This window comes from Mangrovicoccus sp. HB161399 (assembly GCF_013184745.1).
Taxonomy (GTDB): Bacteria; Pseudomonadota; Alphaproteobacteria; order Rhodobacterales; family Rhodobacteraceae; genus Mangrovicoccus.
Genome location: NZ_JAATVU010000021.1, coordinates 57,522 through 82,587, shown reverse-complemented (window position 1 = coordinate 82,587; position 25,066 = coordinate 57,522). Strand labels below are relative to the sequence as shown.

20 protein-coding genes and 1 pseudogene are annotated in these 25,066 nt (G+C 70.9%); 6 read left to right on the top strand and 15 right to left on the bottom strand.

Going from position 1 to position 25,066, the window contains the following annotated elements; all coding sequences use genetic code 11:
• Positions 1 to 75 precede the first annotated feature (75 nt).
• From ftsA to murB, 4 genes are all read right to left on the bottom strand, one after another.
• Positions 76 to 1,407, bottom strand: coding sequence for a cell division protein FtsA (ftsA, locus tag HCC78_RS13895; RefSeq protein WP_172329387.1), 1,332 nt, complete (start codon positions 1,405 to 1,407; stop codon positions 76 to 78).
• Positions 1,407 to 2,282 (bottom strand): cell division protein FtsQ/DivIB, encoded by an 876-nt coding sequence (locus HCC78_RS13890; protein ID WP_172329386.1) that lies wholly within the window; start codon positions 2,280 to 2,282, stop codon positions 1,407 to 1,409. The genes ftsA and HCC78_RS13890 overlap by 1 nt, the downstream gene beginning before the upstream one ends.
• The gene (locus tag HCC78_RS13885) at positions 2,270 to 3,178 is read right to left on the bottom strand and encodes a D-alanine--D-alanine ligase (protein ID WP_172329385.1); all 909 of its coding nucleotides are present in this window, start codon (positions 3,176 to 3,178) and stop codon (positions 2,270 to 2,272) included. Before HCC78_RS13885 ends, HCC78_RS13890 begins: the two co-directional genes overlap by 13 nt.
• A 69-nt stretch (positions 3,179 to 3,247) precedes the next feature.
• Positions 3,248 to 4,165 (bottom strand): UDP-N-acetylmuramate dehydrogenase, encoded by a 918-nt coding sequence (murB, locus tag HCC78_RS13880; RefSeq protein WP_253949167.1) that lies wholly within the window; start codon positions 4,163 to 4,165, stop codon positions 3,248 to 3,250.
• A 95-nt stretch (positions 4,166 to 4,260) separates the two neighbouring features.
• On the opposite strand from murB, the gene HCC78_RS13875 reads away from it, so the two are divergent.
• On the top strand, positions 4,261 to 4,440 hold the full coding sequence (locus HCC78_RS13875) for a hypothetical protein (protein WP_172329383.1): 180 nt from the start codon (positions 4,261 to 4,263) through the stop codon (positions 4,438 to 4,440).
• Between the two features lie 433 nt (positions 4,441 to 4,873).
• Here HCC78_RS13875 and HCC78_RS33170 read toward each other — a convergent pair whose 3' ends face one another.
• The 11 genes and pseudogenes from HCC78_RS33170 to HCC78_RS13820 form a co-directional block, all read right to left on the bottom strand.
• Positions 4,874 to 6,328, bottom strand: coding sequence for a hypothetical protein (locus HCC78_RS33170; RefSeq protein WP_216671147.1), 1,455 nt, complete (start codon positions 6,326 to 6,328; stop codon positions 4,874 to 4,876).
• A 72-nt stretch (positions 6,329 to 6,400) separates the two neighbouring features.
• A complete protein-coding gene (gene murC / locus HCC78_RS13865) occupies positions 6,401 to 7,801 on the bottom strand; it encodes a UDP-N-acetylmuramate--L-alanine ligase (protein WP_172329404.1) in 1,401 nt (466 codons plus the stop codon).
• Between the two features lie 40 nt (positions 7,802 to 7,841).
• On the bottom strand, positions 7,842 to 8,933 hold the full coding sequence (locus HCC78_RS13860) for a glycosyltransferase (RefSeq protein ID WP_172329382.1): 1,092 nt from the start codon (positions 8,931 to 8,933) through the stop codon (positions 7,842 to 7,844).
• Positions 8,930 to 10,099: an FtsW/RodA/SpoVE family cell cycle protein gene (locus HCC78_RS13855; protein ID WP_172329381.1), complete on the bottom strand. Its 1,170-nt coding sequence runs from the start codon at positions 10,097 to 10,099 to the stop codon at positions 8,930 to 8,932. The genes HCC78_RS13860 and HCC78_RS13855 overlap by 4 nt, the downstream gene beginning before the upstream one ends.
• Positions 10,100 to 10,431: 332 nt before the next feature.
• A pseudogene (locus HCC78_RS13850) lies at positions 10,432 to 11,232 on the bottom strand (IS5 family transposase).
• Between the two features lie 630 nt (positions 11,233 to 11,862).
• Positions 11,863 to 12,879: an ester cyclase gene (locus HCC78_RS13845; protein ID WP_172329380.1), complete on the bottom strand. Its 1,017-nt coding sequence runs from the start codon at positions 12,877 to 12,879 to the stop codon at positions 11,863 to 11,865.
• A 111-nt stretch (positions 12,880 to 12,990) separates the two neighbouring features.
• The gene (locus tag HCC78_RS13840) at positions 12,991 to 13,533 is read right to left on the bottom strand and encodes a pyridoxamine 5'-phosphate oxidase family protein (protein WP_172329379.1); all 543 of its coding nucleotides are present in this window, start codon (positions 13,531 to 13,533) and stop codon (positions 12,991 to 12,993) included.
• Positions 13,526 to 14,590, bottom strand: a complete 1,065-nt coding sequence (locus tag HCC78_RS13835; RefSeq protein ID WP_172329378.1) for a lipocalin-like domain-containing protein — start codon at positions 14,588 to 14,590, stop codon at positions 13,526 to 13,528. Before HCC78_RS13835 ends, HCC78_RS13840 begins: the two co-directional genes overlap by 8 nt.
• Positions 14,580 to 16,976 carry an FtsX-like permease family protein gene (locus tag HCC78_RS13830; RefSeq protein ID WP_172329403.1) on the bottom strand — a complete coding sequence of 799 codons (2,397 nt, stop codon included), beginning with the start codon at positions 16,974 to 16,976 and terminating at the stop codon, positions 14,580 to 14,582. The genes HCC78_RS13835 and HCC78_RS13830 overlap by 11 nt, the downstream gene beginning before the upstream one ends.
• Positions 16,976 to 17,632 carry an ABC transporter ATP-binding protein gene (locus tag HCC78_RS13825; protein ID WP_172329377.1) on the bottom strand — a complete coding sequence of 219 codons (657 nt, stop codon included), beginning with the start codon at positions 17,630 to 17,632 and terminating at the stop codon, positions 16,976 to 16,978. The genes HCC78_RS13830 and HCC78_RS13825 overlap by 1 nt, the downstream gene beginning before the upstream one ends.
• Positions 17,633 to 17,680: 48 nt before the next feature.
• Positions 17,681 to 18,379, bottom strand: a complete 699-nt coding sequence (locus tag HCC78_RS13820) for an arylesterase (protein ID WP_172329376.1) — start codon at positions 18,377 to 18,379, stop codon at positions 17,681 to 17,683.
• Here HCC78_RS13820 and HCC78_RS13815 point away from each other — a divergent pair.
• Genes HCC78_RS13815 through HCC78_RS13795 form a run of 5 tightly spaced genes read left to right on the top strand, consistent with a single transcriptional unit; the run spans position 18,378 to position 25,063 of the window.
• A complete protein-coding gene (locus HCC78_RS13815; RefSeq protein ID WP_172329375.1) occupies positions 18,378 to 19,076 on the top strand; it encodes an ABC transporter ATP-binding protein in 699 nt (232 codons plus the stop codon). The genes HCC78_RS13820 and HCC78_RS13815 overlap by 2 nt on opposite strands.
• Entirely contained in the window at positions 19,073 to 21,598 is a 2,526-nt protein-coding gene (locus HCC78_RS13810; RefSeq protein ID WP_172329374.1) for an ABC transporter permease, read from the top strand. The genes HCC78_RS13815 and HCC78_RS13810 overlap by 4 nt, the downstream gene beginning before the upstream one ends.
• A 55-nt stretch (positions 21,599 to 21,653) precedes the next feature.
• Positions 21,654 to 22,508, top strand: a complete 855-nt coding sequence (gene cobA, locus HCC78_RS13805) for a uroporphyrinogen-III C-methyltransferase (RefSeq protein WP_172329373.1) — start codon at positions 21,654 to 21,656, stop codon at positions 22,506 to 22,508.
• Positions 22,505 to 23,815: a cobyrinate a,c-diamide synthase gene (locus HCC78_RS13800; RefSeq protein ID WP_172329372.1), complete on the top strand. Its 1,311-nt coding sequence runs from the start codon at positions 22,505 to 22,507 to the stop codon at positions 23,813 to 23,815. Before cobA ends, HCC78_RS13800 begins: the two co-directional genes overlap by 4 nt.
• A 30-nt stretch (positions 23,816 to 23,845) precedes the next feature.
• A complete protein-coding gene (locus HCC78_RS13795; protein ID WP_172329371.1) occupies positions 23,846 to 25,063 on the top strand; it encodes an MFS transporter in 1,218 nt (405 codons plus the stop codon).
• The last annotated feature ends 3 nt before the right edge of the window (positions 25,064 to 25,066 follow it).

The window sequence follows — 25,066 nt, the reverse complement described above, 5'->3', positions numbered from 1 at the left end:
CTCCTCCGGCCAGGACATTCCCGGGCCGGAGTTGTGCAGGGTCATGGTAAAGGAACGGTCAATCCCGCCGGGAGATCACCAGTTCTCCTTCAGCCACTTGACCGCGCGGCGCAGCGAGCGGCCCGGATAGCGTTCCGCCGGGATCTCGAAATCCCACCATTCGTCCTGCGGATGGGCCGCGAACATGGACAGTCCGACCGCCGCCGAGAATCCCGGCCCGGTGGCTGCCTGCGGCAGGCCCTGCACGCGCAGCGGCCGTCCCAGCCGCACCTGGTGGCCGAGCATGCGCGCGGCCAGCCCCATCAGCCCGGGCACCTGGCTGGCGCCGCCGGTGAGCACGATCTTCTGGCTCGGCAGCGCCTCGAACCCGGCCGCGTCCAGCCGCTCGCGCACCGCTTCCAGCGTCTCCTCGACGCGCGGACGCATGATGCCGATCAGCTCGGAGCGGCTGATCTCGCGGCGGTCATGTTCCCAGTCGCCGGTCTCGCCGGTCAGCTCGATCATGTCGCGGTCGTCGCGGCCCGTGGGCACGAGGCCGCCGTGATAGCACTTGATCTTCTCCGCGAGGCCCAGCGATATTCCGAAGCCCTTGGAGATGTCCGAAGTCACATGCGCACCGCCGATCCGCACGCTGTCGGCATAGATCATGTGGCCGCGCATGAAGATCGAGATGCCGGTCGTGCCGCCGCCCATGTCGATGCAGGCCGCGCCGATCGACTGCTCGTCCTCGACCAGTGCCGAGATGCCCGAGGCATAGGCCGAGGAGGCGATCCCCGCCAGTTCCAGGTCGCAGCGCTTGACGCAATGCAGCAGGTTGCGCACCACCCCGGCATCGACCGACAGCAGGTGCAGGTCGGCCGCCAGCGTGTTGCCCACCTGCCCGCGCGGATCGGTCAGGCCCGAGCGGTGGTCGAGCGCGAAATTCACCGGCTGCGCATGCAGGATCGTGCGGTCCGGCCCCAGATCGGGCACTTCGCAGCTTGCCAGCACGGCGGCGATGTCGGATTCGCGCACCGAGTCCCCGGCAAGGTCGATCTGCCCGGCCAGCCCGTAGCTGCGCGGCCCGGCGCCGGAGAAGCAGGCGATCGCGTGGTCGACGCGGACTTGCGCCATCTTCTGGGCCGCCTGCACGACGGTGCGCAGCGCGCGCTCGGTCTCCTGCATGACGTCGATCTCGCCGAAGCGCATGCCGCGCGAGCGGGTCGTCGCGGCGCCGATCACGCGGAAGCGCGACTGCCCCGCCAGCGGCCCCACGCCGTCATTGCCGGGAAGATGGCCGCCGTCGAAGCGCAGGATCAGGCAGGTGGTCTGCGCCGTTCCCAGATCGAGGATCGCCACCACGCCGCGCTGCATCGCCGCCTTGCGCATCTGGCGCATGGCCCGCTGGGTTTCGTAGAGGTCGATCATCAGTTGCTCATCCCTTTTTCCAGCCCGCGCAGGGTCTTCAGATAGGCAAAGGCCTCGTCCCCCAGCCGGATGGTCGGCCGGTCGGGGTTCCTCATGTCGATGACGCGGATGTCGCGGCCGAGCAGGTCGCCCGCCTCGTCCATCGCCAGCACCCGCTCCATCGCGGCGACCGCGCCGGTCTCGGGCAGCTGGATCACCTGGTCGCCGGTCAGCGCCACGTCCCAGCGGCGCTCGCCCTGGCGGATCAGCCCGCGCAGCCGGTCCTTCAGCGGCTCGGCCGCGGCAACGATGGCCAGCGCCTCGGGGATCGCATCCTCGGCGCCCGCTGCCGCGATCAGCGGCAGCTCCGGCGCGCCGTCGCGGCGTTCGGTCACCGCCACGCGGTGGCCTTCCTCGTCCAGCAGCGCCAGCCCGCGGGCATTTCGCCAGATCACCACCGGCTTGCGCTGGGTGATCTCCAGCATCAGCGCGCCGCCCAGAACGACATGCGCATCGACATGCGCCACCGCGTCGAAGGCACTGACCTTGACGCGGATCTCGTCGAGATCGAGGTCGAGCACGCTCATCGGGAACTGCAGGTCGAGCACGCGGCGGATCTCGCGGGTCAGTTCCGGCGAGGCACCCTTCACCGCCATCTGCTTGACCTGGAAATCCGGCTGGTCGCGCATCCGCGCCATGACGGCCACCTGGATGCTGCGCACCAGCTCCTGCGAGCCCGGCTGGCTGGCCCAGAGCCCGATGCCGCCGCCGATCACGCCCATAGGCAAGAGCCACAGCATGGTGATGCGGAAGATCGGCGACAGCCACAGCCGGTTGACGCGGTAGGCGATCCGCGACGGCGCGTAGTCGTCCCGGGGCGCCCTCATCGCGCACATGACGCGTCCTCCACCATCCAGCGGCAGAGATCGGGGAAGGACAGGCCGCAATGCGCCGCCTGCTCGGGTGCCAGGGAGGTCGGCGTCAGGCCCGGCTGGGTATTGACCTCAAGCAGGATCAGCCCGTCGAGCCCGCGCGCCTCGTCCCAGCGGAAATCGGTGCGGCTGAGCCCGCGGCAGCCGAGGGCGGCATGCGCGCGCTCGGCATAGTCGAGGCAGGCCGCGAAGATCTCGGGCGGGATTTCGGCGGGGATGACATGGCGCGACCCGCCGGGGCGGTATTTCGCGTCATAGTCGTACCAGCCGTCGGTCAGGATGTCGGTGACGGTCAGCGCCTTGCCGTCCAGGACGGCGGTGGTCAGCTCGCGGCCGGGCGCGAAGGTCTCCACCATCACCTCGGCAGGCATGGTGTCGGCAAGCTTCGGCGGGGCGTTGGCCCCTTCCTGCACGAGATAGACCCCGACCGAGGAGCCCTCGTTGTTGGGCTTCACCACATAGGGCGGCGGCAGCATATGGGCGGCCTCGGCCTCGCCGCGCGGCACGATGCGGCTTTGCATGACCGGCAGGCCCGCCGCGGCCAGCACGGCCTTCGATTTCTGCTTGTCCATGGCCAGAGCAGACGCCGCCACGCCGGAATGGGTATAGGGAATCCGCATCCATTCCAGCAGCCCCTGCACCGCGCCGTCCTCGCCGCCGCGGCCATGCAGCGCGTTGAACACGACATCGGGCGCCGCCTCTGCCAGCTGCGCCGCGATCCGGTCGTCCGGATCGATTTCGGTGACGCGGAAGCCCGCGGCCTTCAGCGCCTTCACGCATTCGGCGCCCGAGGACAGGGATACCTCGCGCTCCGAAGACGGCCCTCCAAGGAGAACCGCTACCAAGGGGTCTGGTGACATGCCCCTGCCTCTCGCTCGGGCCGTTTTCGGCCTCTGACTGCTCTGCCGTCCGGGTTAGCCCCGGATCGGTTAATCGTTGGTTAACTTGGAAGTGGCGGGGGCTGGTTCGCCCACGCGCTGCACTTCCCAGACTAGCTCAATGCCGTGGAAATCCCAAACCTTTTTCCGCACGAGCTCGCCCAGGCCCTCCAGATCGGCGGCAGTCGCCCCTCCGGTGTTCACCAGGAAATTGGAATGCATCTGCGACATCTGGGCGGCGCCCATCCGCGCGCCGCGCATCCCGGCCTCGTCGATCAGCTTCCAGGCCTTCAGCTCGTGGGTGTCGTCGGCCCGCCCGGTGGAGGAGAACCCGGCCGGGTTGCGGAAGGTGCTGCCCGCGGTGCGGTCCCTGGTCGGCTGGGTGGCGTCGCGTTTCGCAAGCTGCTCTTCCATCTTGGCCATGAGGGCGTCGGGATCGCCCGGTTCGGCGGCGAGCGTCACGCTTGTAATCACAAGATCGGGCGGCAGGTCCGTATGGCGGTAGGCGAAGCCCATGTCTCCGGGCGTCAATGTGATCACATCGCCCGCACGGGTCACGGCCTGCGCCTCGAGGAAATGGTCGGCCAGATAGGAGCCGTAGCAGCCGGCATTCATCCGCGCCGCGCCGCCGATGCTGCCGGGGATGGTGCGCAGGAAGGTCAGGTCGAGCCCGGCCATGGCGGCACGCTTCGCCGCCTGCGCATCCGGCACGGCAGCGCCCACCACGGCGCGGCCGTCGCCGAACTCCATGCCGGCGAACCCCCGCCCGAGCCGGATCACCAGCCCGCGGATGCCGCCGTCGCGGACGATCAGGTTGGAACCGAGGCCGAGCGGGAAAACGGGAGTTGCCGGGTCAAGCCCGGCCAAGGTGGCGCAGAGATCGTCGAGGTCCTTCGGCTGGAAGAACATCTCGGCCGGCCCGCCGCAGCGGAGCCAGGTGAGCGGGGCAAGGGGGCGGTTGCTTTCCATGCGGAGCGATCTAGCTCGACATCGGCAAAGAGTCATCCCGCCGCGAGATCCGCCGACGGAAATCTGCGCGGCGAGGCCAGAAGGAATGCCAGACGATGAAACCCGCCGCCCTGCTACTCGCCCTCGCCGCCAGCCTGCCGGGCTGCGTGGAATACTCGACCTCCTCCAGCACGACGACCCGAACGACCGCGGATGGCGTGCCGCTCGGCTCGAGCACGTCCGACTGCCGCAGCGTCTCGGCCACGGTCATCCCCTCGGGAGCGGATTGCGCCTGAGCGCGGACACTGGACAATCGGCCGGTCCGGCGCCGCCGACGGTCCCCGCCTGCCTGCCCGTCCCGCCAGTGGCATGCTTCCGGCACGACCAGCGCATTTGGGCCTCCCCGGGCAGTCGCTGCCGCATCCGCATGCGCGGCCGGCGTGGCGTTGCTGCAGGTCAGATCGAGCAGCTCCGCGCACCGCAGCGTCTCGACCAGCATGATCCCCTCGGGCCCGGACTGCGCCTAAGCGCCTGCGCCGGAGATGCGTCCCGCCCGGCGGCACCGCCGGACTGCACCTGCCCGCCCCCCGGCAGGCGCATTCGCGCCCGCCCAGGCGGTCGCTGTCCTCGTCGCTTGCCTCCGGACCATTCGAAACGCAGTGCCGGAACGGCCGGGCCTGATCAGGAGCCGCCGAGACTGGCAGCGATCAACTTGCAGACTGGCGCAACTCACCCCCACAACGCCTTGCCGCCCGCATCCAGTTTCTGGATGGAGTCGGCAGCCTCCACGACGCGGCTCCCCGTCGCGGGGTCGATGTAGCGGCGCTCGCGGACGGCGCGGGCGCCGCGGCTGGTGCGGGAAATCACATTGTAGCGGTGGCGGCGTCGCAGTTCGGGCGGCGCGTCAGGGTCGTTGGCAACTTTCAGGTCGTGCAGCAGCTTCTGCTTCAGCCCATCCATCGACGACATCGCCATGTCATGCGCCGCCTGATCGAACTGGATGCGGCGTTCCTCGTCCATGCGCAGGAACAGCTCTTCGCGGCGCTTGGACACCACCTCTTCGGTTGCGGGACTGTTGCGCAGCACGTCAATGGAGCACGTTTCGATGACGCCCATCAGCCGCTGCACGGGCGCGTCCTCGGAGAAACCGCGCTCCTCCAGGCAGCGCCGCATCGCGCCGAGGCAGTCGTCCAGGGCATTGAACAGGCCAAGCGGCGATCCGGCCTCCGCCAGAAGATCCTCGCGCAGATAGGCGAGATCGGTCGCGACGGCTTCCTCGATGATCGGTCCCATGTTGGAGCGTCGCGTGTCCCGGCAGGCCTGGGAAAAGCGGGTCATCGCGCGGTCGAGCCGCCGCAGGATGGTGTCAAGCAACGCATCGTCCAAATCTTGCACCGGAACGCTGAGCGGCTGCGAGGTTTCCGGATCAAGGCCGATTTCCTCGGCATTCGGGGTCGCCGCGATGGTCGCCGCCAGGGCGCTCTGTTCGGCACGGATGGCGGCGATAGCGGCTGCAATCTTGTCTGGCCCGTCCTTGTCCTCCCACTGATCGGGCGCGATCAGGGCGATGCGTTCGAGCAGCGGCCAATCGGGGGACGGGGCGGCGGAGAGCAGGTCCTCGTACCACGCGGCGAAAGTTGCCCAGGGTTCTCCGGCGGCCTGCCATGACCGGCCGATATCTTCCCATGAAAGAAACACGGGCGCGCCTATGGTCCAAAGCGGCGATGCAAGGATATCAGCGCCCTGCGACAGAAGTCCGGCATCCGTTCTTATTTCGTTCCAAAGCGCGGCGGCGGCGGCGGCGGCGAAGGCGGCTCTGGCGGCGGCGGCTCTGGCGGCGGCGGCGGCGGCGTCGGCGGCGAAGGCGGCTCTGGCGGCGGCGGCGGCGGCGTCGGCGGCGAAGGCGGCTCTGGCGGCGGCGGCGGCGGCGTCGGCGGCGAAGGCGGCCCTCTTGATATCCTCGGTTGGCGATTTGGCCGCAACCGAGGATATCAGGCAGGATCGCACGAATTTCAGAGCGGTCAATTCCGCATCGCGCCGCGCCGGCATGAGATAGCGCCAAAGGAACGGCTGAACCCGCAGCGCCGCCCGCGAAGCGATGGCAACGGAGGTCTCGTAGCTATCCTGCTCTTCCAGCCAGGCCCGCAGGCTTTTCCCGTCCCGGATATCCTCGATCGCCGTCATGAAACCGCCCGAACCAATACCGGGCAAGCAAAGCCCGGAGGCGGCGCCGGGTCAAGACCGGCACCGGAAACGTCAGGCGTTCAGCCGCTCCGCCAGACGGTTCGCCCAGGCAGAGATCGTGCCGGCGCCGAGACAGACGACCATGTCGCCGGGGCGGGCCTGTTCGCGGACCAGGCGCTCCAGGTCGTCCTCGTCCATTACCGCGCGGGCGTGGCGGTGGCCGTGCTGGATCAGGCCTGCGACCAGGCCCTCGCGGGTCGCGCCCTCGATCGGGGCCTCGCCCGCGCCGTAGACCTCGGCGATGCCGACGACATCGGCCTCGTTGAAGCAGGTGCAGAAATCGTCGAAGAGGTTCGACAGGCGCGAATAGCGGTGCGGCTGGTGCACGGCGATGACGCGGGCGCCCGGCTCCACCGACTGGCGGGCGGCCTTGAGCACCGCGGCGATCTCCACCGGGTGGTGGCCGTAATCGTCGATGATGGTCACGCCATTCGCCTCGCCCACGCGGGTGAAGCGGCGGTTGACGCCGCCGAAATTCGCCAGCGCCTCGCGGATCGCGCCGAGTTCCATGCCCAGGTAGCGCGCCACGGCCACCGCCGAGAGCGCGTTCGACACGTTGTGGTCGCCGGGCATGGGCAGGGTGCAGCCCTCGATCTTCTCGCCGTCGGGCAGCGCGACGTCGAAATGCGCCACGCCCTTCTCATAGCGCAGCCCGGTGGCGCGGACATCGGCCTGGGCGTTGAAGCCGAAGGTCATGATGCGGCGGTCGGTGGTGCGGCCGACCAGCGCCTGCACCTCGGGGTGGTCGGTGCAGCAGACGGCGAGGCCGTAGAACGGGATGCCGTGGACGAAATCGTCGAAGCCCTTGCGCAGGTTCTCGACCGTGCCCCAGTGCTCCATGTGCTCGGGGTCGATATTGGTGACGATGGCGATGGTCGCGGGAAGCCGGTTGAAGGTGCCGTCGGACTCGTCGGCCTCGACCACCATCCACTCGCCCTGCCCCATCCGCGCGTTCGAGCCGTAGGCATGGATGATGCCGCCGTTGATCACAGTAGGGTCGATCCCGCCGGCATCGAGCAGCGTCGCCACCATGGTCGTCGTGGTGGTCTTGCCGTGGGTGCCCGCGACAGCGATGTTCGATTTCAGCCGCATCAGCTCGGCCAGCATCTCGGCGCGGCGCACGACCGGCAGGCCGCGGCGGCGGGCCTCGTCGAGTTCCGGGTTGCCGCATTTGATCGCCGAGGAGATCACCACGACCTCCGCCCCGTCGAGGTTCTCGGCGCGCTGGCCTTCGAAGACCTTCGCCCCGAGCGACACCAGCCGGTCGGTGATCTTCGAGGTCTTCGCGTCCGAGCCCTGGATGGTGTAGCCATGGTTGAGCAGAACCTCGGCGATGCCCGACATGCCGATCCCGCCGATCCCGACGAAATGGATGGCACCGAGGCCGAGGGGGAGTTTCGTGGCGGCGTGCATGGCGGCCTCCCAGTGTTTCATCTGCTCTTCCTCTTCTTGGTTACTTGTTTTCGGCGACGGATTCGACCAGGGCGGCCAGGCGGGTGGTTGCATCTGGCCGGCCTGCGGCCAGAGCGGAAGCGGCCATCTTCACGGCGATGTCCGTCTGTTGCAGGATGGTGACGACCTGGGCCCTCAACGCCACGGCATCGAATTTTGTTTCCGGGATCATGATCGCGCCGCCCGCCTCGACCAGGGCGCGGGCATTCGCGGTCTGGTGGTCGGCGGCAGCGGCGGCGAAAGGGATCAGGATCGCCGGCCGCCCGATGACGGTGATGTCGGCGATCGACGACGCCCCGGCGCGGGCGATGGCCAGCTGGCACTCGGCCAGCCGGGCGGGAATGTCGGTGAAGAAGTCGCGCACGTCGGCCTGGACGCCCGCGCTTTCATAGGCGTGGCGGACCCGGTCCAGATCCTCCGGACGGGCCTGCTGCGACACGCGCAGGCGGCTGCGCAGCCCGTCGGGCAGGCCGCAGATCGCCTCGGGCACCACGTCCGAGAGGATGCGCGCGCCCTGGCTGCCGCCGAACACGGTCAGGCTCATCGGGTAGTCGCCCGGCGGGATGTAGGGCGCCCCGGCCCTGTCCTGGACCACCTGGCGCACCGGGTTGCCGACGGGCTTGCCCACGGCGCCCGCAGGCAGCACCGTCGGCCAGGTACCGCAGGCCACGACCGGCACGCGGCGGGCGAAGATCTCGTTGACCTTGCCCAGCACGCCGTTCTGCTCGTGCAGAAGCCGCGGCAGCTTCAGGAGCCAGGCCGCGCCGATCGCCGGGATCGACGGATAGCCGCCGAAGCCCACCACCGCCGCGGGCCGGTCGCGGCGCATTGCGCGCGCCGCGGACAGCACGCCGGAGAGGATCTTCAGCGGAACCGCGGCCTTGGCGAGCTTGCCGCCGCGCGCGAAGGTGGCGGAGGCCACCACCTCGCGCACCACCGCCTCGGGGAAGCCTCCGGCATAGCGCGCCCCGCGCTCGTCGGTCGACAGCTTCACCCGCCAGCCGCGGGCAAGCATTTCCTCGGCCAGCGCCTGGGCAGGGAACATGTGGCCGCCGGTTCCCCCGGCAGCGATGACCAGCAAGGGAGCGCTCATCCCCGGTCGGCCCGGGCGATCACGTCGGCCATGCGCCCCTGCGGCCGCTTGCGGGTCAGCGCCAGCAGCGCACCGACGGTCAGCCCGGCCGCGATCACCGAGGAGCCGCCATAGGAGACGAAGGGCAGCGTCATCCCCTTGGTCGGCAGCAGCCGCACCGCGACCCCCATGTTGATCGCCGCCTGCATGCCCAGCACGCAGGCCAGCCCGGTCCCGGCGATCCGCACGAAGGGATCGCGCTCGTTCAGCAGCCGGATCAGGGACCGCACCACCACCGTAGCGTAGAGCGCCAGGATCACCAGCACCAGCACCAGCCCGTATTCCTCGGCCGCCACAGCGATGATGAAGTCGGTATGCGCGTCGGGCAGCGTCGATTTCACCTCGCCGCCGCCGAGCCCGACGCCGAAGACGCCGCCTTCGCGGATCGCGTTCGAGGCATAGCCGATCTGGCTGGTCGGATCGACCGTCGTGGCAAGGAAGCCGTCGATCCGCCCGGCGAAATGGCTCGACAGGTTGTAGGCGGTGACGCCCCCGGCAACGACCAGCCCGGCCACGCCGAACAGGATCCACCAGGGCGCGCCGGCCACGAAATACATCACCCCCCAGGAGAAGACGATCAGCGAGGCCTGGCCGAAATCCGGCTGCAGCGCGAGCGTGCCGACGATGAAGACCGCGACGCAGAAGCTCATGAAGCGGCCGGGCGGACCGTCGATCTGGTGCGCCGCGGCCATCAGCCAGCCCGAGAGGATGACGAAGCACGGCTTCATGAATTCCGAGGGCTGCACCGATCCGAAGCCCAGGGAATACCACCGGATCGCGCCCTTGCCGAAATTGGTGCCGAAGACCGGCAGAAGCAGCAGCGCGGCCAGGCAGAGGGCGAAGCCCATGATGCCGAAGCGCCGGATGGTCATCACCGGCATGACCGAGGCCGCGATCATCGCGACGAGCCCCATCGCGCCGAACATCAGCTGCTTCTTGACGTACCAGAAGGGTTCCAGCCCGTTGCGCTCGGCAAGGGGCGGCGATGCCGCGAGGCCGAGGAGCAGGCCGATGCCCATCAGGATGATGATGCTGATCAGCGACCATCGGTCCACGGTCCGCCACCAGCGGGGAATCATCGGGTCGCCGCGCACGGCCGGAGCCGCGCCGTACACCATCTCTGTCATGGCTGCCTGCCTGTCTGCCCTGCCCGTTTGCCCGGGTCTAGAAACGATTCTAGCGCATGGGGCGGCGCTTTTCCAGCGCCATGACCGCCCGGCAGCCGCAATGCGGCAGCGCAGCGGAGCCTGCCGCGCAAACGGACCCGTCGGGTCGGCGCGCGCGGTGCAGGGCATGCCATCCTGACGCGGACGGAACACCCCGCCGATGCGGAAGCTCCCATGGGGCCTGCGCCGGGGTCGAACCTTCTCTCTTCCAGCCAGGCGGGGGCAGGCAATCGGCATCCCGGGCGGCCGTATCCCCGACAGGGCGCCGGCGGGGACTGCGCCAGGGTCACGATTCACAACGAGAAGATGGCGATTGCCGCGAGAGCGATGGCCGGGAAGAAGACCTCGGGACATTTGCCGCAGCGGGTTGCGGCACGCCTCCGGTCCCTGAGCCTGCCGGACAAGATCTCGATGCGGTTGCGCCGCTTGCACCGGCGCCTGCCGTGGCTGACGGGGACCTTGCGTTGCCTTCGGCCGGGAATGCACAGGGCACATCCCCTTGTCCTGCAGCGCTTCCCGGAACCAATCGGCATCCTAGCCGCGATCCCCGGCCAGCCATTTGACGTCGGGCAGGCTGCGACCAGCGCTCTTGTGCCGACACGGCCGCTCGCATGTCCGGCGGCGACGAAAAAGGTCAACCGGTCGCCCCGGGCGGTCACAGATGGCGCGAAGCTTGGTGTCCATGCCGCTTCCGGTTCGATCGGTGCGGCGGCCGCGCCCGCCTTTCCGGTACCATGCCGGCCGCAGTCCGGCGCGCTTTCGGATGGGTCGCGCCGATCACCGCGATCCTCCGCTCTCCATGTCCGGCGGCCGGACCCGCCATGATCTGCGCGAAGATAGCTTTCCCGCTCCAGCGCTTCCAGCGATTGCAGGGCGTTTCCGGGCCATTCGCGGCCCCGCTGGCTCCATGGTTCCCTTCACCTGTGCGCGTCAGGGGCGTCAGGGGCATCGTACCACCCCAACCCATTGCGGCTGGTGAATGCAATCCCGCTCGGAACCCTCTTGCCATCGCCCCGGGGCTTTCCGTGCGGCTTCGGGCAGAACGGGTTCAGACGCGCCATCAGCGCGCCGATCAGCCGGAAGAGACCGCTCATGTCGCCGCTGCGTCGCTGGAGCCGCGAAGCATGCGGAACAGCAAAAACAAATGAATCCTGAACCTAGGGCCTTGGCGGATAGGGAGCCGTCGGAACGTACGGCATCGGCACAAAACCGGCGGCGACCGGTCGATGCGGTTCATGCCGGCGCTTTCGGATGGCCGACGGGCCGCACCGGCCATGAATTGGCCGGGCTGCTGCTGCCTGCCGGAAAGGTTGCCGTTGCAGCTGGGAACCGGATGAGCCTGCACCTGCGACGCCCGGCATCGGGGATCCTGGCCCCGCTCAAGTGGCGCAAAGGGGGCGTCCGCGGCGTCCGCCGGCAGGAGAGGATGACCGAGGAGATTCCATCGGATCGACCGGCTTGCCGCAGCATGGGCTGGAAAGCGAACGCGTGGCGCGACACCAGGGCCGCAAAGCCGCAGAGCCGTGCCCTTGCGCCGAAACGCCCAAAAGCGCAGCCTCGTCGCGTTCGGCGTCCGATCCCGGCCAGACGGAGCGGGCAATGCCCGGGCCCGTCCGGATTGACCTGCCGCTGCATCGCCAGCTTCGGCGCCGACACAGTGCGTTCCGGCCATCTGCCGGCTGTCCCGGCCGCGCAGCGCCCGGCTGCAGCCGGGCGGCGCAGCGTCAGACCGCCGCCAGCAGCAGCTGCTTCCAGATCGCCACGTCGTCGATCAGCGTCCATTCCCGGCGCAGCCCGCGCGGACCGAATTCGGCATGGGTGATGCCCATCACATAGGCAAAGCACCCGGTCGGCGCGCCGAAGATGCCCGGGCCGTCATGCTTGCCGTAGAGCGACCAGCGCAGCGCCGCGCGGGGCATCTGGCCGTCCTCCTCCATGCCGCTGACATGCTCCACCCGGAAGGTCGCCGACGGGAAGGCCGAGCGCAGGCCCAGCCAGAACCGGTCGGCCGCGCCGTGGCCCTGGCGGATCTCGCCGCCGGCATAGGCCAGTTCGCAGGCCCGGTCGTAGCGGTCCGGAATCACCGAGAAGGCGCCGTTCATCAGCTCGCGCAGCAGATCCTCCAGCTCGGCCCCCGGCGCGCTCTTGTTGCCGCGGGCATAGTAGGGTCCCTCCGGATCGTTGTCCGGCGTCAGCGGCGCGACGCAGCGCCCGGGGCCGCCCTCGGCCACGATCAGCCGCTCAGCCACGGCCCGCGGCGTCAGCCCCAGCTGCAGCGCCAGCGCGGCGCTGTCCTCGACCCGCCAGATGTCATGGATCCGGTTCTCGGAACACCACATGTCGGTCAGCACGCGCGCATGGGTGCGCTTGCCGCTGCCCGCGCCGCGCGGGCCCTCGCCCAGATGGGTGCCGCGTGCACTGGCCCGCAGCGAGGCGTGGAAGCCGGCCGCGATGTCCTTGCCCGCCGGGGTCTCGTGCCAGATCACGTCTTCGCCCAGAAGCTCCCGGTCGGGAAATTCGGCCAGCCCCGAAAGCGCATCCGACAGGATCGCCCGAGCGCCTGACATGACCTGCGGCGGACTGCGGAGGATGGCCTGCTCGCCGAAATGCTCGAGAATGGAGGAGACGCCGCGGCCTTCGCAGGTCTCCCAGGACACGCCGAGCACGAATTCGGGGACGCTGTCCCAATGATGCGAAAAGCCGGGCGCGATCGCGCCGGGGATATGGGAAATCTCTGCCATGGGCGTCCTTCTGGATACGCGGAACTGTCTGCCCGACCCGGGGGTCCGAGTCGGCCCTGACCACGGATCCTTGCTAGGCCGGCATGGTTAACATCGCGCTACCTTCTGCCGTCACGGCGCCACCCAGCCGCCCAGCCAGCTATCCCCGGCCGAGAAGCGGGCGCGGCGGTGCAGGTCCCGGCCCAGATGCAGGACCTCCAGCACGCGCAGGTCGCAGACCAGCGCCAAGTGGCGCGAGATGACCGGCGCCGCCGTCCAGTCGCCGGGATGCTCCAGAGGCACGCCGGGCGGCGGCTGGCCGCCATAGGCGGCGCGGGAGAGCTCGGGCACGGCCTCCCAGCGGCGCGGATCGCCCGGCAGCAACGTCACCTGCACGCGCAGCCGCAGCTGCAGCATCGCGTCCGGGTCCCAGACCAGCAGGGTCGCCGCCGGATCGCGCGCCAGCTCCGCCGCCTTGCCGCTGGCCGCGTCGGTATGGACCTCCAGCCGCCGCGCCGCCCGGTCGGCCCCGCGCAGCACGACCATGCGCGCCTCCGCTCCGCCGCCGAGCCCGGCCGTTGCCAGCACCGGCAGCCGCGCCGGGGCGTCGCGCTGCGAAAGCCCGGCCTCCAGCATGTCCCAGGCCCGGCCCCAGAGCTCTGCAAGCTCAGTCATATCCGGTCATCTCCAGGTATCCCATGCCGCTGCGGCTGCCAGTCACGCGCACAGGTCCTTCCCAATAGGCGATGCCGGTGGCCATCCAGGCGCGCGGATTGACCGGCCCGGTCTCCAGCACCAGCCCGCGCGAAGGGATGCGGATCCGCCAGGAGGTCGGCAGGCGGCGGTCGCCGATCCGGGTCCAGTCCAGCGGCTCCAGCGCGATCTCGCCGTCGGGGATGCTCTCGCTGCGCCCATCGGCGCGGATCCAGGTGCCGGGCGTGAAGCCGTCCCCGGAGTCGCGCAGCCGGTAGACCATCAGCTTGTCGCCGCCATCGAGATGCAGCGAGAACCAGTCCCAGCCGCTCTGGTCGGCGTCGAGCGGCTGGGAGGACCATTCGCGGTCGAGCCAGGCCTGCCCGGTCACCTCCTCTGCCCCCTCCGGCCAGACGAGCCGGCCTGTCACGCGGTAGCCCGGCTGCGAATAGTAGTAGCTCGCCTGCCCGCGCTCGTGCTTGACCGAATAGCCGCCGTCCCCGTGGAAGACGAGCGGGCCGTCCGCGGCAAGCTCCAGATCGTAGCTCCAGCCTTCGCCGCGCGCCTGCAGGGACAGCCGGCCGAGCGCATCGGCACCGGGATGCCCGGCCATCTGCCAGCCGTCGATCCAGGCATCGAAGGGCTCGGCGGTGACGCCCGCCTGGCCGATGCCGCCGCGGGCGCGCCGCTCGGCCACCAGATGCGCATCGGGGCGGGTCATGGCGGCATGGGCGAACCAGATCTGCGGCGAGGCCCAGCCGGGACGGTCCTCCGGCGCCAGAGCGGAGCGGAACAGCGTCCACTGGATGCCGCGGTTCCCGCCGGAGGCAGTCGCCAGGTTCGCGGTCACGTACCACCATTCGATGCGGAAGCGCGGATGGGGGCCATGGTCGCGCGGGAAGCGGAAGACCGGGTCCGGCTGCGGCAGGGCGAAACCGTCCGCATCCTGTCCGAGCCCGGCGAAACCCTGCCCCCGGGCGGGGGTGGCTGCGGCGGCCATCAGGGCCAGCGCATGGCGGCGGGTGATCCTAGCGGGCATCGGCGAAGACCCTCAGCAGCCGGGCGGGGCTGACCCGGGCAAGCCGCAGCGCCGGGAGCGCCGCGGCCAGCAGTGCGGCGACCAGCGCGGCGAGCCCCAGCCGCAGCCAATCCGCCGGGAAAATCTGCATCGGCAGGCGCCAGCCGAAGGCCGCGACATTGACCACGGCCAGCAGGAGCCAGGCCAGCGCCAGCCCGACAGGCAAGGCCAGCAGCGCCGTGCCCGCGGCCAGCAGACCGGCCCGCGCGAGGTCCAGCAAGGCGAGCCGCCGCCGGGTGAGCCCCAGCGCCCAGAGCGGCGCGACCTGCGGCAGGCGCAGCGACTGCAGCGTCAGGAGCGAGGTGAAGATCGCGAAACCGGCCACGGCCAGGGTCAGCACGTTCAGCGCGTCGGTCGCGGCGAAGGTCCGCTCGAACACCGCGCGGGACTCGGCCTTCAGCGCGGCCCGGTCGGTCACCTGGTCGGGGCGCAGGCCGTCCTCGGCCACCAGCCGCGCGGCCTCCGCCGCCGGATCGCCGGAAAGACGCAGCGCAAATCGCGTCTCCCCGATCTCCGGGTGCAGCGCGCGGAACGCCTCCAGCCCGAGGATCGCCTGGCCGCGCGGATTGCCGTAATCGGCATAGACCCCCAGCACCTCGCGCGCCGCCCCGTCGATCTGCACCGTGTCCCCCGGCGAGAGCCCCGCGCGGATCGCCCATTGCTCGTTGACCAGCACGCCCCCGCCTGCCGCCAGCCGGTCCCAGACCTGCGGTCCCGCCTCTATCAGCGGCCAGTTCCGCCGGTAGGTGGGATCGTCCGCCATGGCATAGACCAGCCCCGGCGCGCCGCCCAGATCGGCCTCGGTCCGCGTCACCGGCAGTACGGCGGAGGCATCGATCCCCGGCAGGACCGCCGCCGCCTGCGCCGGGCTGTCGAAGCTCAGGTAGAGCTCCGCCGCCAGCCGCCGGTCGAGCCAGCCCTCGAAGGTCGCGCGGAAGCTCGCCACCATGGTGGAAACGCCGATATTGGCCGCAAGCGCCAGGAGCAGCGCCATCAGCGCCAGTGACAGGCCCGGCACCTGCTGGCGCGCATCCGCCCAGACCCATTCGCCGAGCGCGGAGCGCGCCGCCCGTTCCGCCGCCCGCAGCCCGGCGGACAGCGACAGCGGCAGCAGGAAGGCCGCGCCCAGCAGGAGCCCCGCGAGCGCGGCGAAGCCCGCGGCCAGCCCCTGCCCCCACAGCAGGATCGCGGGCACCGCGGCCAGCCCGGCCAGCCCCGCGAGTGCCATGAGCCGCTGGCCGCGTCCCTGCGCCATCGCCCAGGCACGGGGCTGCATCGCCGCGAGCACCGACAGTCGGCGGAGCTGCCAGAAGCTCTGGGCCGAGGCCAGCGCCGCACCCAGGAGCGCCATGCCGAGACCCGCCGCCCACCAGGCGGCCCGCACCGCCACGCTGCCCGGCACCGGCGCGCCGTAGAGCCCGCGCAGCGTGGCGGCGACATCGGGCAGGAGCAGGCTGGCCAGCACGTAGCCCAGCCCGACGCCGAGCGCCCCGGCAGCCAGCGCCAGCGCCAACGCCTCGGCAGCCAGAAGCGCGGCAACGGCGGAAAGCGGGGTGCCGAGGGCGCGCAGCGTGCGGATCGTGCCGCGGCGCTGCTCGAAGGCGAGGCCGACCGCGCCATGGGCGATGAAGAGCCCGACCGCGAAGGACAGCATCCCGAAGGCGGTCAGGTTCAGGTGGAAACTGCCCGTCAGTCCGCGGATGTCGTTCTCGGGCTGCGGCGGCGCCTCGCGCAGGTCCGGCGCGACCTCGCCCAGCGGCGGCAGATCCTGGGCGGGATCTTCGAGAATCAGCAGCCGCGTCAGCCGGCCCTCCAGCCCCAGCAGCCGCGCGGCCGTGCCGATATCGGCGACCAGCGTCCCCGGGGAAAGCGCCTCCGTCGCCACGCGGCGCCCCTCCACCGCCGCGGGCAGCCCGGCCAGGGTGTCGGGATGGCCGCGGATCTCGCCCGGCGGCGAAATGAAATCGAGAAGCGCGCGCCCCGGATCGCCGCCGGTTCCGCTGCCCGGCACGGCCGGCGCGGTCAGCGGGTCGAGCCCGACCAGCCGCGCCGAACCGTCCTTGAGCCGCAACCGTCCCTCGATCACCGGCGCCACCTTCCAGCCAGCGCGGCGCAGCGCCACGTAATCGGAGAGCGGCAGGCTGTCCCCTTCGCGCGGCACCAGCAGCGGCAGGTCGGACTGCTCCAGCGCCGAGGCCGCGCGGTCATAGCTGGCCCGTGCCTCGGCATTGATCGCCTGCACCCCGGTCCAGAGCGCCGTGGCCAGCGCCAGCCCCGCCACCAGCGTGGCCAGCTGCCCCGGGTGCCGCCGCCAATGCGACAGGAGCGCCGCTGCCGCCGCCCCGATCACGCGAGCCGCCCGCGCGCCAGGTGCAGCCGCCGCGAAAGCTTTCCGGCCAGGCGCCCGGAATGGGTGACCATCACCAGCCCCGCGCCGGTCTCGGCCACCAGCGCCAGCATCTCGGCCAGCACCGCGTCGCCCGTCGCCTCGTCGAGATTGCCGGTCGGCTCGTCGGCCAGGATCACCTCCGGCCGCGCGGCCAGCGTGCGGGCGACGGCAACCCGCTGCTGCTGCCCGCCCGACAGCGTTTCGGGGTATTTGGCCAGATGCGCCGACAGACCCAGCCGCTCCGCCAGCGCGGCGCACCAATCCCGGTCATGGCGCCCGGCCAGCCGCGCCTGAAGCGCGATGTTCTGGGCGACGGACAGCGAGGGCACGAGGTTGAACTGCTGGAACACCAGCCCGATGCGGCCGCGCCGGATCGCCGCCAGCTCGGGCTCCTTCAGCGGCCCGAAGGCGGTGCCCTTCAGCCGGATCTCGCCGCGGTCGGGCCGGTCGAGCCCGGCCAGCAGCGTCAGCAGCGTGCTCTTGCCCGAGCCGCTCTCGCCGGTCAGCGCCAGCGTCTCGCCCTGCGCCAGCGACAGCGACACGCCGTCGAGCACTGTCACGGGTCCGGCCTCTCCGGGGAAGCGGCGCGCGATGTCGGTTGCCTCCAGCAGCATGCCCGGCAAGCTAGCCGCCCTGCCCGGAAGGTCCAGCCTGCCGCCGCCTCACTTGGCCGCCGCCTTTTCGGCCAGTGCCTTCACCTGCGGGCCCAGCTCGTCGACGATGAGCGCGACGCCCATGGCCGTCGGGTGCAGCCCGTCTTCCTGGAGATACTTGGAGCGGACCTTCTGGCTGCCGTCATCCCTGGCGCGCAGCGGCCCGAAGAAGGACGGGAAGAGGTCGGCGCCATGCGCTTCGGCGAGCTCGGGGAAGATCGCGTCGAACTGCGCCTGGTAGTCCGGCCCGTAATTCCCCGGCGCGCGGAACCCCAGCAGCAGCACCGGCAGCCCGGCCTCTCCGGCCTTGGCGAGAATGGCGTCGAGGTTGCTGCGCACTTCCGCGGGGTCGACGCCGCGCAGCATGTCGTTGGCGCCGAGCTCGACGATCAGCGCCCCGACATCCGGCGAGAGCGTCCAGTCCAGCCGGGCGAGACCGCCCGCGGTGGTGTCGCCCGAGACGCCGGCATTGAGCACGACCGCATCCACCCCGCGCGTGGTCAGCCAGTTCTGCAGCCGCGGCACCAGCCCTTCGTATTCCCCAAGCCCGTAGCCCGCGGTCAGGCTGTCGCCCAGGGCGGCGATCACAACCGCGTCAGCATGGGCGGCAAAACCCGGGAAAGCCAGCGCAATTGCCAGCGCCGCCTTGCGGCAGGCTCGGCCCGAGCCATATCGCAGTAATGTGACACGACCAAGGAGACGCCCCATGGCCGAGCCCGTCCTCTCGCTCAAGGATGCCGCCCTCACCCTAGACGGCAATGCCGGGCCGGTGGAGATCCTCCGTGGCATCACGCTCGACGTGGCGCGCGGGGAGACGCTGGGGCTCACGGGGCCGTCGGGATCGGGCAAGTCATCGCTCCTGATGCTGATGGGCGGGCTGGAACGCGCCACCGGCGGAGCGATCGCCTGCATGGGGCAGGATCTTTCCGCGATGGACGAGGACCGGCTCGCCGTGTTTCGCAGGGACAATATGGGGGTGGTTTTCCAGTCCTTCCACCTCATTCCGACCATGACCGCGCTGGAAAACGTTGCAACTCCTCTGGAACTGGCGGGCCGCGGGGACGCGTTCGCGCGCGCCGCCGAGGAGCTGGAGGCGGTCGGGCTGGGCCACCGGCTGGACCATTACCCGTCGCAGATGTCGGGCGGCGAGCAGCAGCGCGTGGCGCTGGCCCGCGCCGCCGCGCCGCGCCCGGCGCTCCTGCTGGCGGACGAGCCGACCGGCAATCTCGACGGCACCAACGGCCAGGCGATCATGGACATGCTGTTCGGCCTGCGCGACCGGCACGGCGCGACTCTGGTGCTGGTGACCCATGCGCCGGAACTGGCGGCGCGCTGCGACCGGGTGATCCGGCTGCGCGACGGCGCCGTCGAGGGCGAGGACAGGCTGAGCGAGGCCGCGGAATGAGGCTGCGCCAGGCGGGGCGGATCGCCCGGCGGGAACTGCGCGGCGGCCTCGGCGCCTTCCGCATCTTCCTCACCTGCCTGACGCTGGGCGTCATGGCCATCGCAGCCGTGGGCACGGTGCGCATATCGATCGAGGACGGGCTGGGCCGCGAAGGCGCGGTGATCCTCGGCGGCGATGCCGAGATGGAATTCACCTACCGCTTCGCCTCGGAGTCCGAGCAGGACTGGATGCGGTCGGTCTCCGACCGGATGTCCGAGATCGTCGACTTCCGCTCCATGGCGGTGAACGGCGCAGGCGAGCGCGGGCTCACGCAGGTGAAGGCCGTCGACACGATGTATCCGCTGCTGGGCAGCGTCGGGCTGGAACCGGAGATGTCCCTGCATGACGCGCTGAAGGGCGACGGGACCCGGCCCGGCGCAGTGATGCAGAAGGTGCTGATCGACCGGCTGGGGCTGAAGATCGGCGACACGGTGCGGCTGGGCAGCAAGGACTTCGTCCTGGCGGCGGAGCTGGCGCGCGAGCCCGATGCCGGCACGGCGGGCTTCAGCCTCGGCCCGCGGACCATCGTCTTCACCCGCGACCTGCAGGGCTCGGGGCTGCTCTCCGAGGGTTCGCTCTTCGACACCGACTACCGGCTCGACCTGCCGGACACGGCAGTGCTCGACCAGGTGAAGGCCGAGGCGCAGGCGCGCTTCCAGGACGAGGGCATGCGCTGGCGGGACGCGCGGAACGGCGCGCCGGGCATCCAGCGCTTCGTCGACCGGATCGGCGCCTTTCTCGTGCTCGTCGGCCTTGCCGGGCTGGCGGTCGGCGGGGTCGGCATCTCGGCCTCGGTCCGCGCCTACCTGTCGGCCAAGACCGGAACCATCGCGACGCTCAGGACGCTCGGCGCCGACCGCACGACGATCTTCCTGACCTACCTGATCCAGATCGGCGTGCTGACCGCCATCGGCGTCGTTCTGGGCGTGGCGCTCGGAGCGGCGCTGCCGCTCGCGCTCGGCCCGGTGATCGAAGCGCGACTGCCGGTGCCGATCGCGCTGGGGATCAAATGGACCGCGCTGGCCGAGGCGGCCGTCTACGGCCTGCTAACCGCGCTGATCTTCGCGCTCTGGCCGCTCGCGCGCACCGAAGAAGTCCGCGCCGCCGCACTGTTCCGCGACGGGACCTCGCTGGCGCCGCGCCTGCCGCGCGGCCGCTACCTGATCGCCATCGGCCTGCTGCTGGCGCTGCTCGTGGGGCTGGCCGCCGCGCTCTCCGGGGTGCCGCATCTGGCGCTCTGGGCCGCGGCCGGGGTCGCCGCCGCGCTGGCCGTGCTGGTGATCGCCGCCTACGGATTGCGCCGCCTCGCCGCCTGGGCGGCGAAGAAGGGCGTTGCCCGCGGCCGGCCGGCACTGCGATGGGCGGTCGCAGCCATCGGCGGCCCGCGGGAGGAGACGACCTCGGTCGTGCTGTCGCTCGGGCTCGGCCTCGCCGTGCTGGCCGCGGTCGGCCAGATCGACCGCAACCTGCGCAATGCCATCCAGGACGACCTGCCGGAGCGGGCGCCCTCCTATTTCTTCGTCGACATCCAGCCCGGCCAGCTGCAGGGCTTCCTCGACCGGGTCGAGAACGACCCGGCGGTCAGCCGCGTCGACACCGCGCCGAACCTGCGCGGCGTGATCACCAAGATCAACGGACGGCCGGCGCGCGAGGTAGCAGGCAACCACTGGGTGGTGCGCGGCGACCGCGGCCTGACCTATTCGGCAACGAAGCCCGACAACGTCACCATGGCCGAGGGCGAATGGTGGCCCGAGGACTATGACGGCCCGCCGCTGGTCAGCTTCGCCCAGGAGGAGGCCCAGGAGATCGGCGTGAAGATCGGCGACACGATCACCATGAACATCCTGGGCCGCGAGATCACCGCGACGATCAGCTCGCTCAGGGTGGTGGATTTCTCCAATGCCGGGATCGGCTTCGTGCTGTCGATGAACCCCTCGGCTCTGGCAGGCGCGCCGCACACCCATATCGCCACGGTCTATGCGGACGAAAGCGCGGAGGCGGCGATCCTGCGCGACATCGCCAACGCCTATCCGAACGTCACCGCGATCCGGGTGCGCGACGCGATCGACAACGTCACCCGCGTGCTGTCCGGCATCGCCGCCGCCACCAGCTGGGCGGCGGGCGCGACGCTGCTGACCGGCTTCGTCGTGCTGATCGGCGCCGCAGCGGCCGGCGAACGGGCGCGCGTGCAGGAAGCCGCGATCCTCAAGGTGCTGGGCGCCACCCGCCCGCGCATCCTGGCGAGCTTCGCCCTGCGCTCGGCACTACTCGGTGCGGCGGCGGGCCTCGTCGCGCTGGCGGCGGGCATCGCCGCGGGCTGGGGCGTGATGGTCTTCGTCATGGAAACGGATTTCGCGGTCAACTGGGGGTCCGGGATCGCGATCATCGCGGGCGGCATCGTGGCGGTGCTGCTCTCGGGGCTGGCCTTCGCCTGGCGGCCGCTGACGGCCCGTCCGGCACGGGTGCTGCGCGCGGCGGACTGAGCGCGCGGCACGTTTGCCTCTTGCGCGTTCCGTGCCATCCGGCAAGAAAGCGCAGATGACCGACCGCTTTCCCCTGCCCCCGGGCGACTGGCCCGAAATGGAACCCGGCTGGGTCTGGCTCTGCGGGGCCGGACCGGGCGATCCCGGGCTCCTGACCCTGCACGCGCTCAACGCGCTCTCCCAGGCCGACGTGATCGTCTATGACGCGCTCGTGGACGCACGGATCCTCGGCTGGGCGACCCCGGCGGCAGAGCAGATCTATGCGGGCAAGCGCGGCGGCAAGCCCTCCTCGGTGCAGAAGGACATCTCGCTGCGGCTCGTCGATCTCGCGCGCGAGGGCAAGCGGGTGCTCCGCCTCAAGGGCGGCGATCCCTTCGTCTTCGGCCGCGGCGGCGAGGAGGCGCAGACGCTGGTGCAGCACGGCGTCAACATCCGCATCATTCCCGGCATCTCGGCGGGGATCGGCGGGCTGGCCTATTCCGGCATCCCCGTGACGCATCGCGACATCAACCAGACGGTCGCCTTCGTCACCGGCCACGACCAGTCGGGGGAGACCCCGCAATCGGTCGACTGGCAAGCGCTGGCGAAGGCGGCGCAGGTCATCGTGATCTACATGGGCGTCAAGCATATCGGACGGATCTCGGCAGAGCTGATCGCGGGAGGGCGCGACCCCTCCGATCCTGTCGCGGTCGTGACGGATGCGACGACGCCACGCCAGAAGGTGCTGGAGACCACGCTTTCCGCCGTCGAGGCCGACATCGCCGCCTCCGATCTGGAGCCGCCGGCCATCATCTGCGTCGGCAAGGCCGTGCTGATGCGGCAGGTGCTGGACTGGCAGGGGCTCGCCGCGGGAGACGCGCCGCGCAATGTCGATCCGCTGGGCCGGGGCCGCGCCGCCGAGGAGAAATGACTCCCGGTCGCGGGCTGATCCTCGCCGCGCCGTCTTCGGGGGCAGGCAAGACCACCGTGACGCTCGGCCTGCTGCGCGCGATGCGCGACCGCGGCGTGCCGGTGCGCGGGGCGAAATCCGGTCCCGACTACATCGACCCGCGCTTCCACGAGGCCGCGAGCGGGCAGCCCTGCCCCAACCTCGACGCCTGGGCGATGGAGCCTGCGCGGCTGCGCGCGCTGGCCGCCGGGCCGGGGCTTCTCCTTGTCGAGGGCGCGATGGGGCTGTTCGACGGCGCGCCGCCGGAAGGCCGCGGTGCCAGTGCCGACCTCGCGCGGCATCTGCGGCTGCAGGTGGTTCTGGTGGTCGATGCGCGCTCGATGTCGCAGTCGGTCGCGCCGCTGGTCGCGGGCTTCGCGCGGCATGACCCCGAAGTGGAGATCGCCGGCGTGATCCTGAACCGGGTCGGCAGCGCACGGCACGAGGCCATGCTGCGGCGCGCGCTGGCGCCGCTCGGCCTGCCCGTGCTGGGCGCGGTGCCGCGCGAGCCAGGCATCGCACAGCCATCCCGGCATCTGGGACTGGTCCAGGCCGGAGAACGCGAGGACCTGGACGCCTTCCTGGCCCAGGCCGCCGCGCTGGTCGCCGCGAATGCGGATCTGGACGCGCTGGAGACGCTGGCCCGCCCCCTGCCCGATGCCCCGGTTCTGCCCGTTGCACCGCCCCCCGCGCAGGTGATCGCAGTGGCGCAGGACCGCGCCTTCGCCTTCGCCTATCCGCACATGCTGGAGGGATGGCGGCAAGCCGGGGCCGAGATCCGCCCGTTCTCGCCGCTGGACGACGATCCGGTGCCGGAAGCCGGCCTTGTTTTCCTGCCGGGCGGATATCCCGAGCTCCATGCCGGAGTCCTCGCCGCCAGCCGAAATTTCCTGCCCGGCCTGCGTGCCGCCGCCGGGCGCGGCACCGCCATTCACGGCGAATGCGGCGGCTACATGGTGCTGGGCGCTGGGCTGACCGACGCGGACGGGCGGCGCCACGAAATGGCCGGGCTGCTGCGGCTGGAGACCAGCTTCGCCGCGCGGCGGCTCCATCTGGGCTACCGCAGCCTCCAGGGCGCGGCCGGGCCCTTCGCGGGCGGATGGGCCGGGCACGAATTCCACTATGCCACGACGCTGCGCGCCGAGGGACCGCCGCTTTTCGGCGCGCGCGATGCCGAGGGCGCCGACCTGCCGCCGATGGGGCTGCGCGAGGGACGCGTCACCGGCTCCTTCGCGCATGTCATCGCACCCCTGCCGGAGGGGCTTCCAAAAGCGCAGCTGCCGGTCTAGGTCCGGCGGGCTGCCTGCGAGGATGTTCCGATGACCGATGCCACCTACGTTCCCGATGACCGCCGCACGAAGCGCAACGTTGCCGTGCTGGTCGCGGCGCAGGCGGTGCTGGGCAGCCAGATCACCATGATCTTCGTGATCGGCGGGCTGGCCGGGCAGATGCTGGCGCCGAATGCCTGCTTCGCGACGCTGCCGATTTCGCTGATCGTCTTCGGCTCGATGACCACCGCGCCCTGGCTCAGCCGGGTGATGCAGCGCCGCGGCCGTCGGACCGGGTTCCTGATCGGGGCCGCAGGCGGGCTGGCGGGCTCGGCGATCGGCGCCGCGGGGCTGCTGAATTCCAGCTTCCCGCTCTTCCTGGCCGGCTCCTACTTCACCGGCATGTACATGTCGGCGCAGGGCTTCTACCGCTTCGCCGCCGCCGACAGCGCCTCGGAGGCATTCCGGCCCAAGGCGATTTCCTACGTGATGGCGGGCGGGCTTATCTCGGCCATCATCGGGCCGCAGATGGTCAAGGTCACGCATGACCTCTTCCCCGTGCCGTTCCTCGGCACCTACATGGTGGCGATGTCGCTGAACCTGCTGGGCATGGGGCTGTTCTTCCTGCTCGACCTGCCCCGGCCCGCGCCGCGGCGCGCCGGAGCGCGGGCGGGCCGCACCGTGCGCGAGCTGCTCGCCACGCCCGAGATCCTGGTGGCGATCATCTGCGGCATGGTCAGCTACGGGCTGATGAACCTGGTGATGACCTCGACGCCCCTGGCGGTGGTCGGCTGCGGCTATGCCCAGGACAGCGCCTCGGACATCGTGACGGGGCATGTGCTGGCGATGTTCGTGCCGTCCTTCTTCACCGGCCACCTGATCGCCCGCTTCGGCGCCCCGAGGATCGTCGCCGCCGGGCTGGCCATCCTCGCGCTGGCAGGCTTCACGGCGCTGTCCGGCGTGGAGCTGGGCCATTTCTTCGGCGCGCTCATCCTGCTCGGGATCGGCTGGAATTTCGGATTCATCGGCGCGACCGCGATGCTGGCGCAGCAGCACACGGGGGAAGAGCGCGGGCTGGTGCAGGGGCTGAACGACGCGATGGTGTTCGGCTGCGTGACCTTTGCCTCGCTCGCCTCCGGCGGGCTGATGAACTGCTCGGGCGGGACGCCGGTCGAGGGCTGGAGCGCGGTGAACATGGCGATGGCGCCCTTCCTGGTGCTGGCCGGCGGCGCGCTGATCTGGCTGGCGCTGCGCCCGAAGGAGGCCTGACGC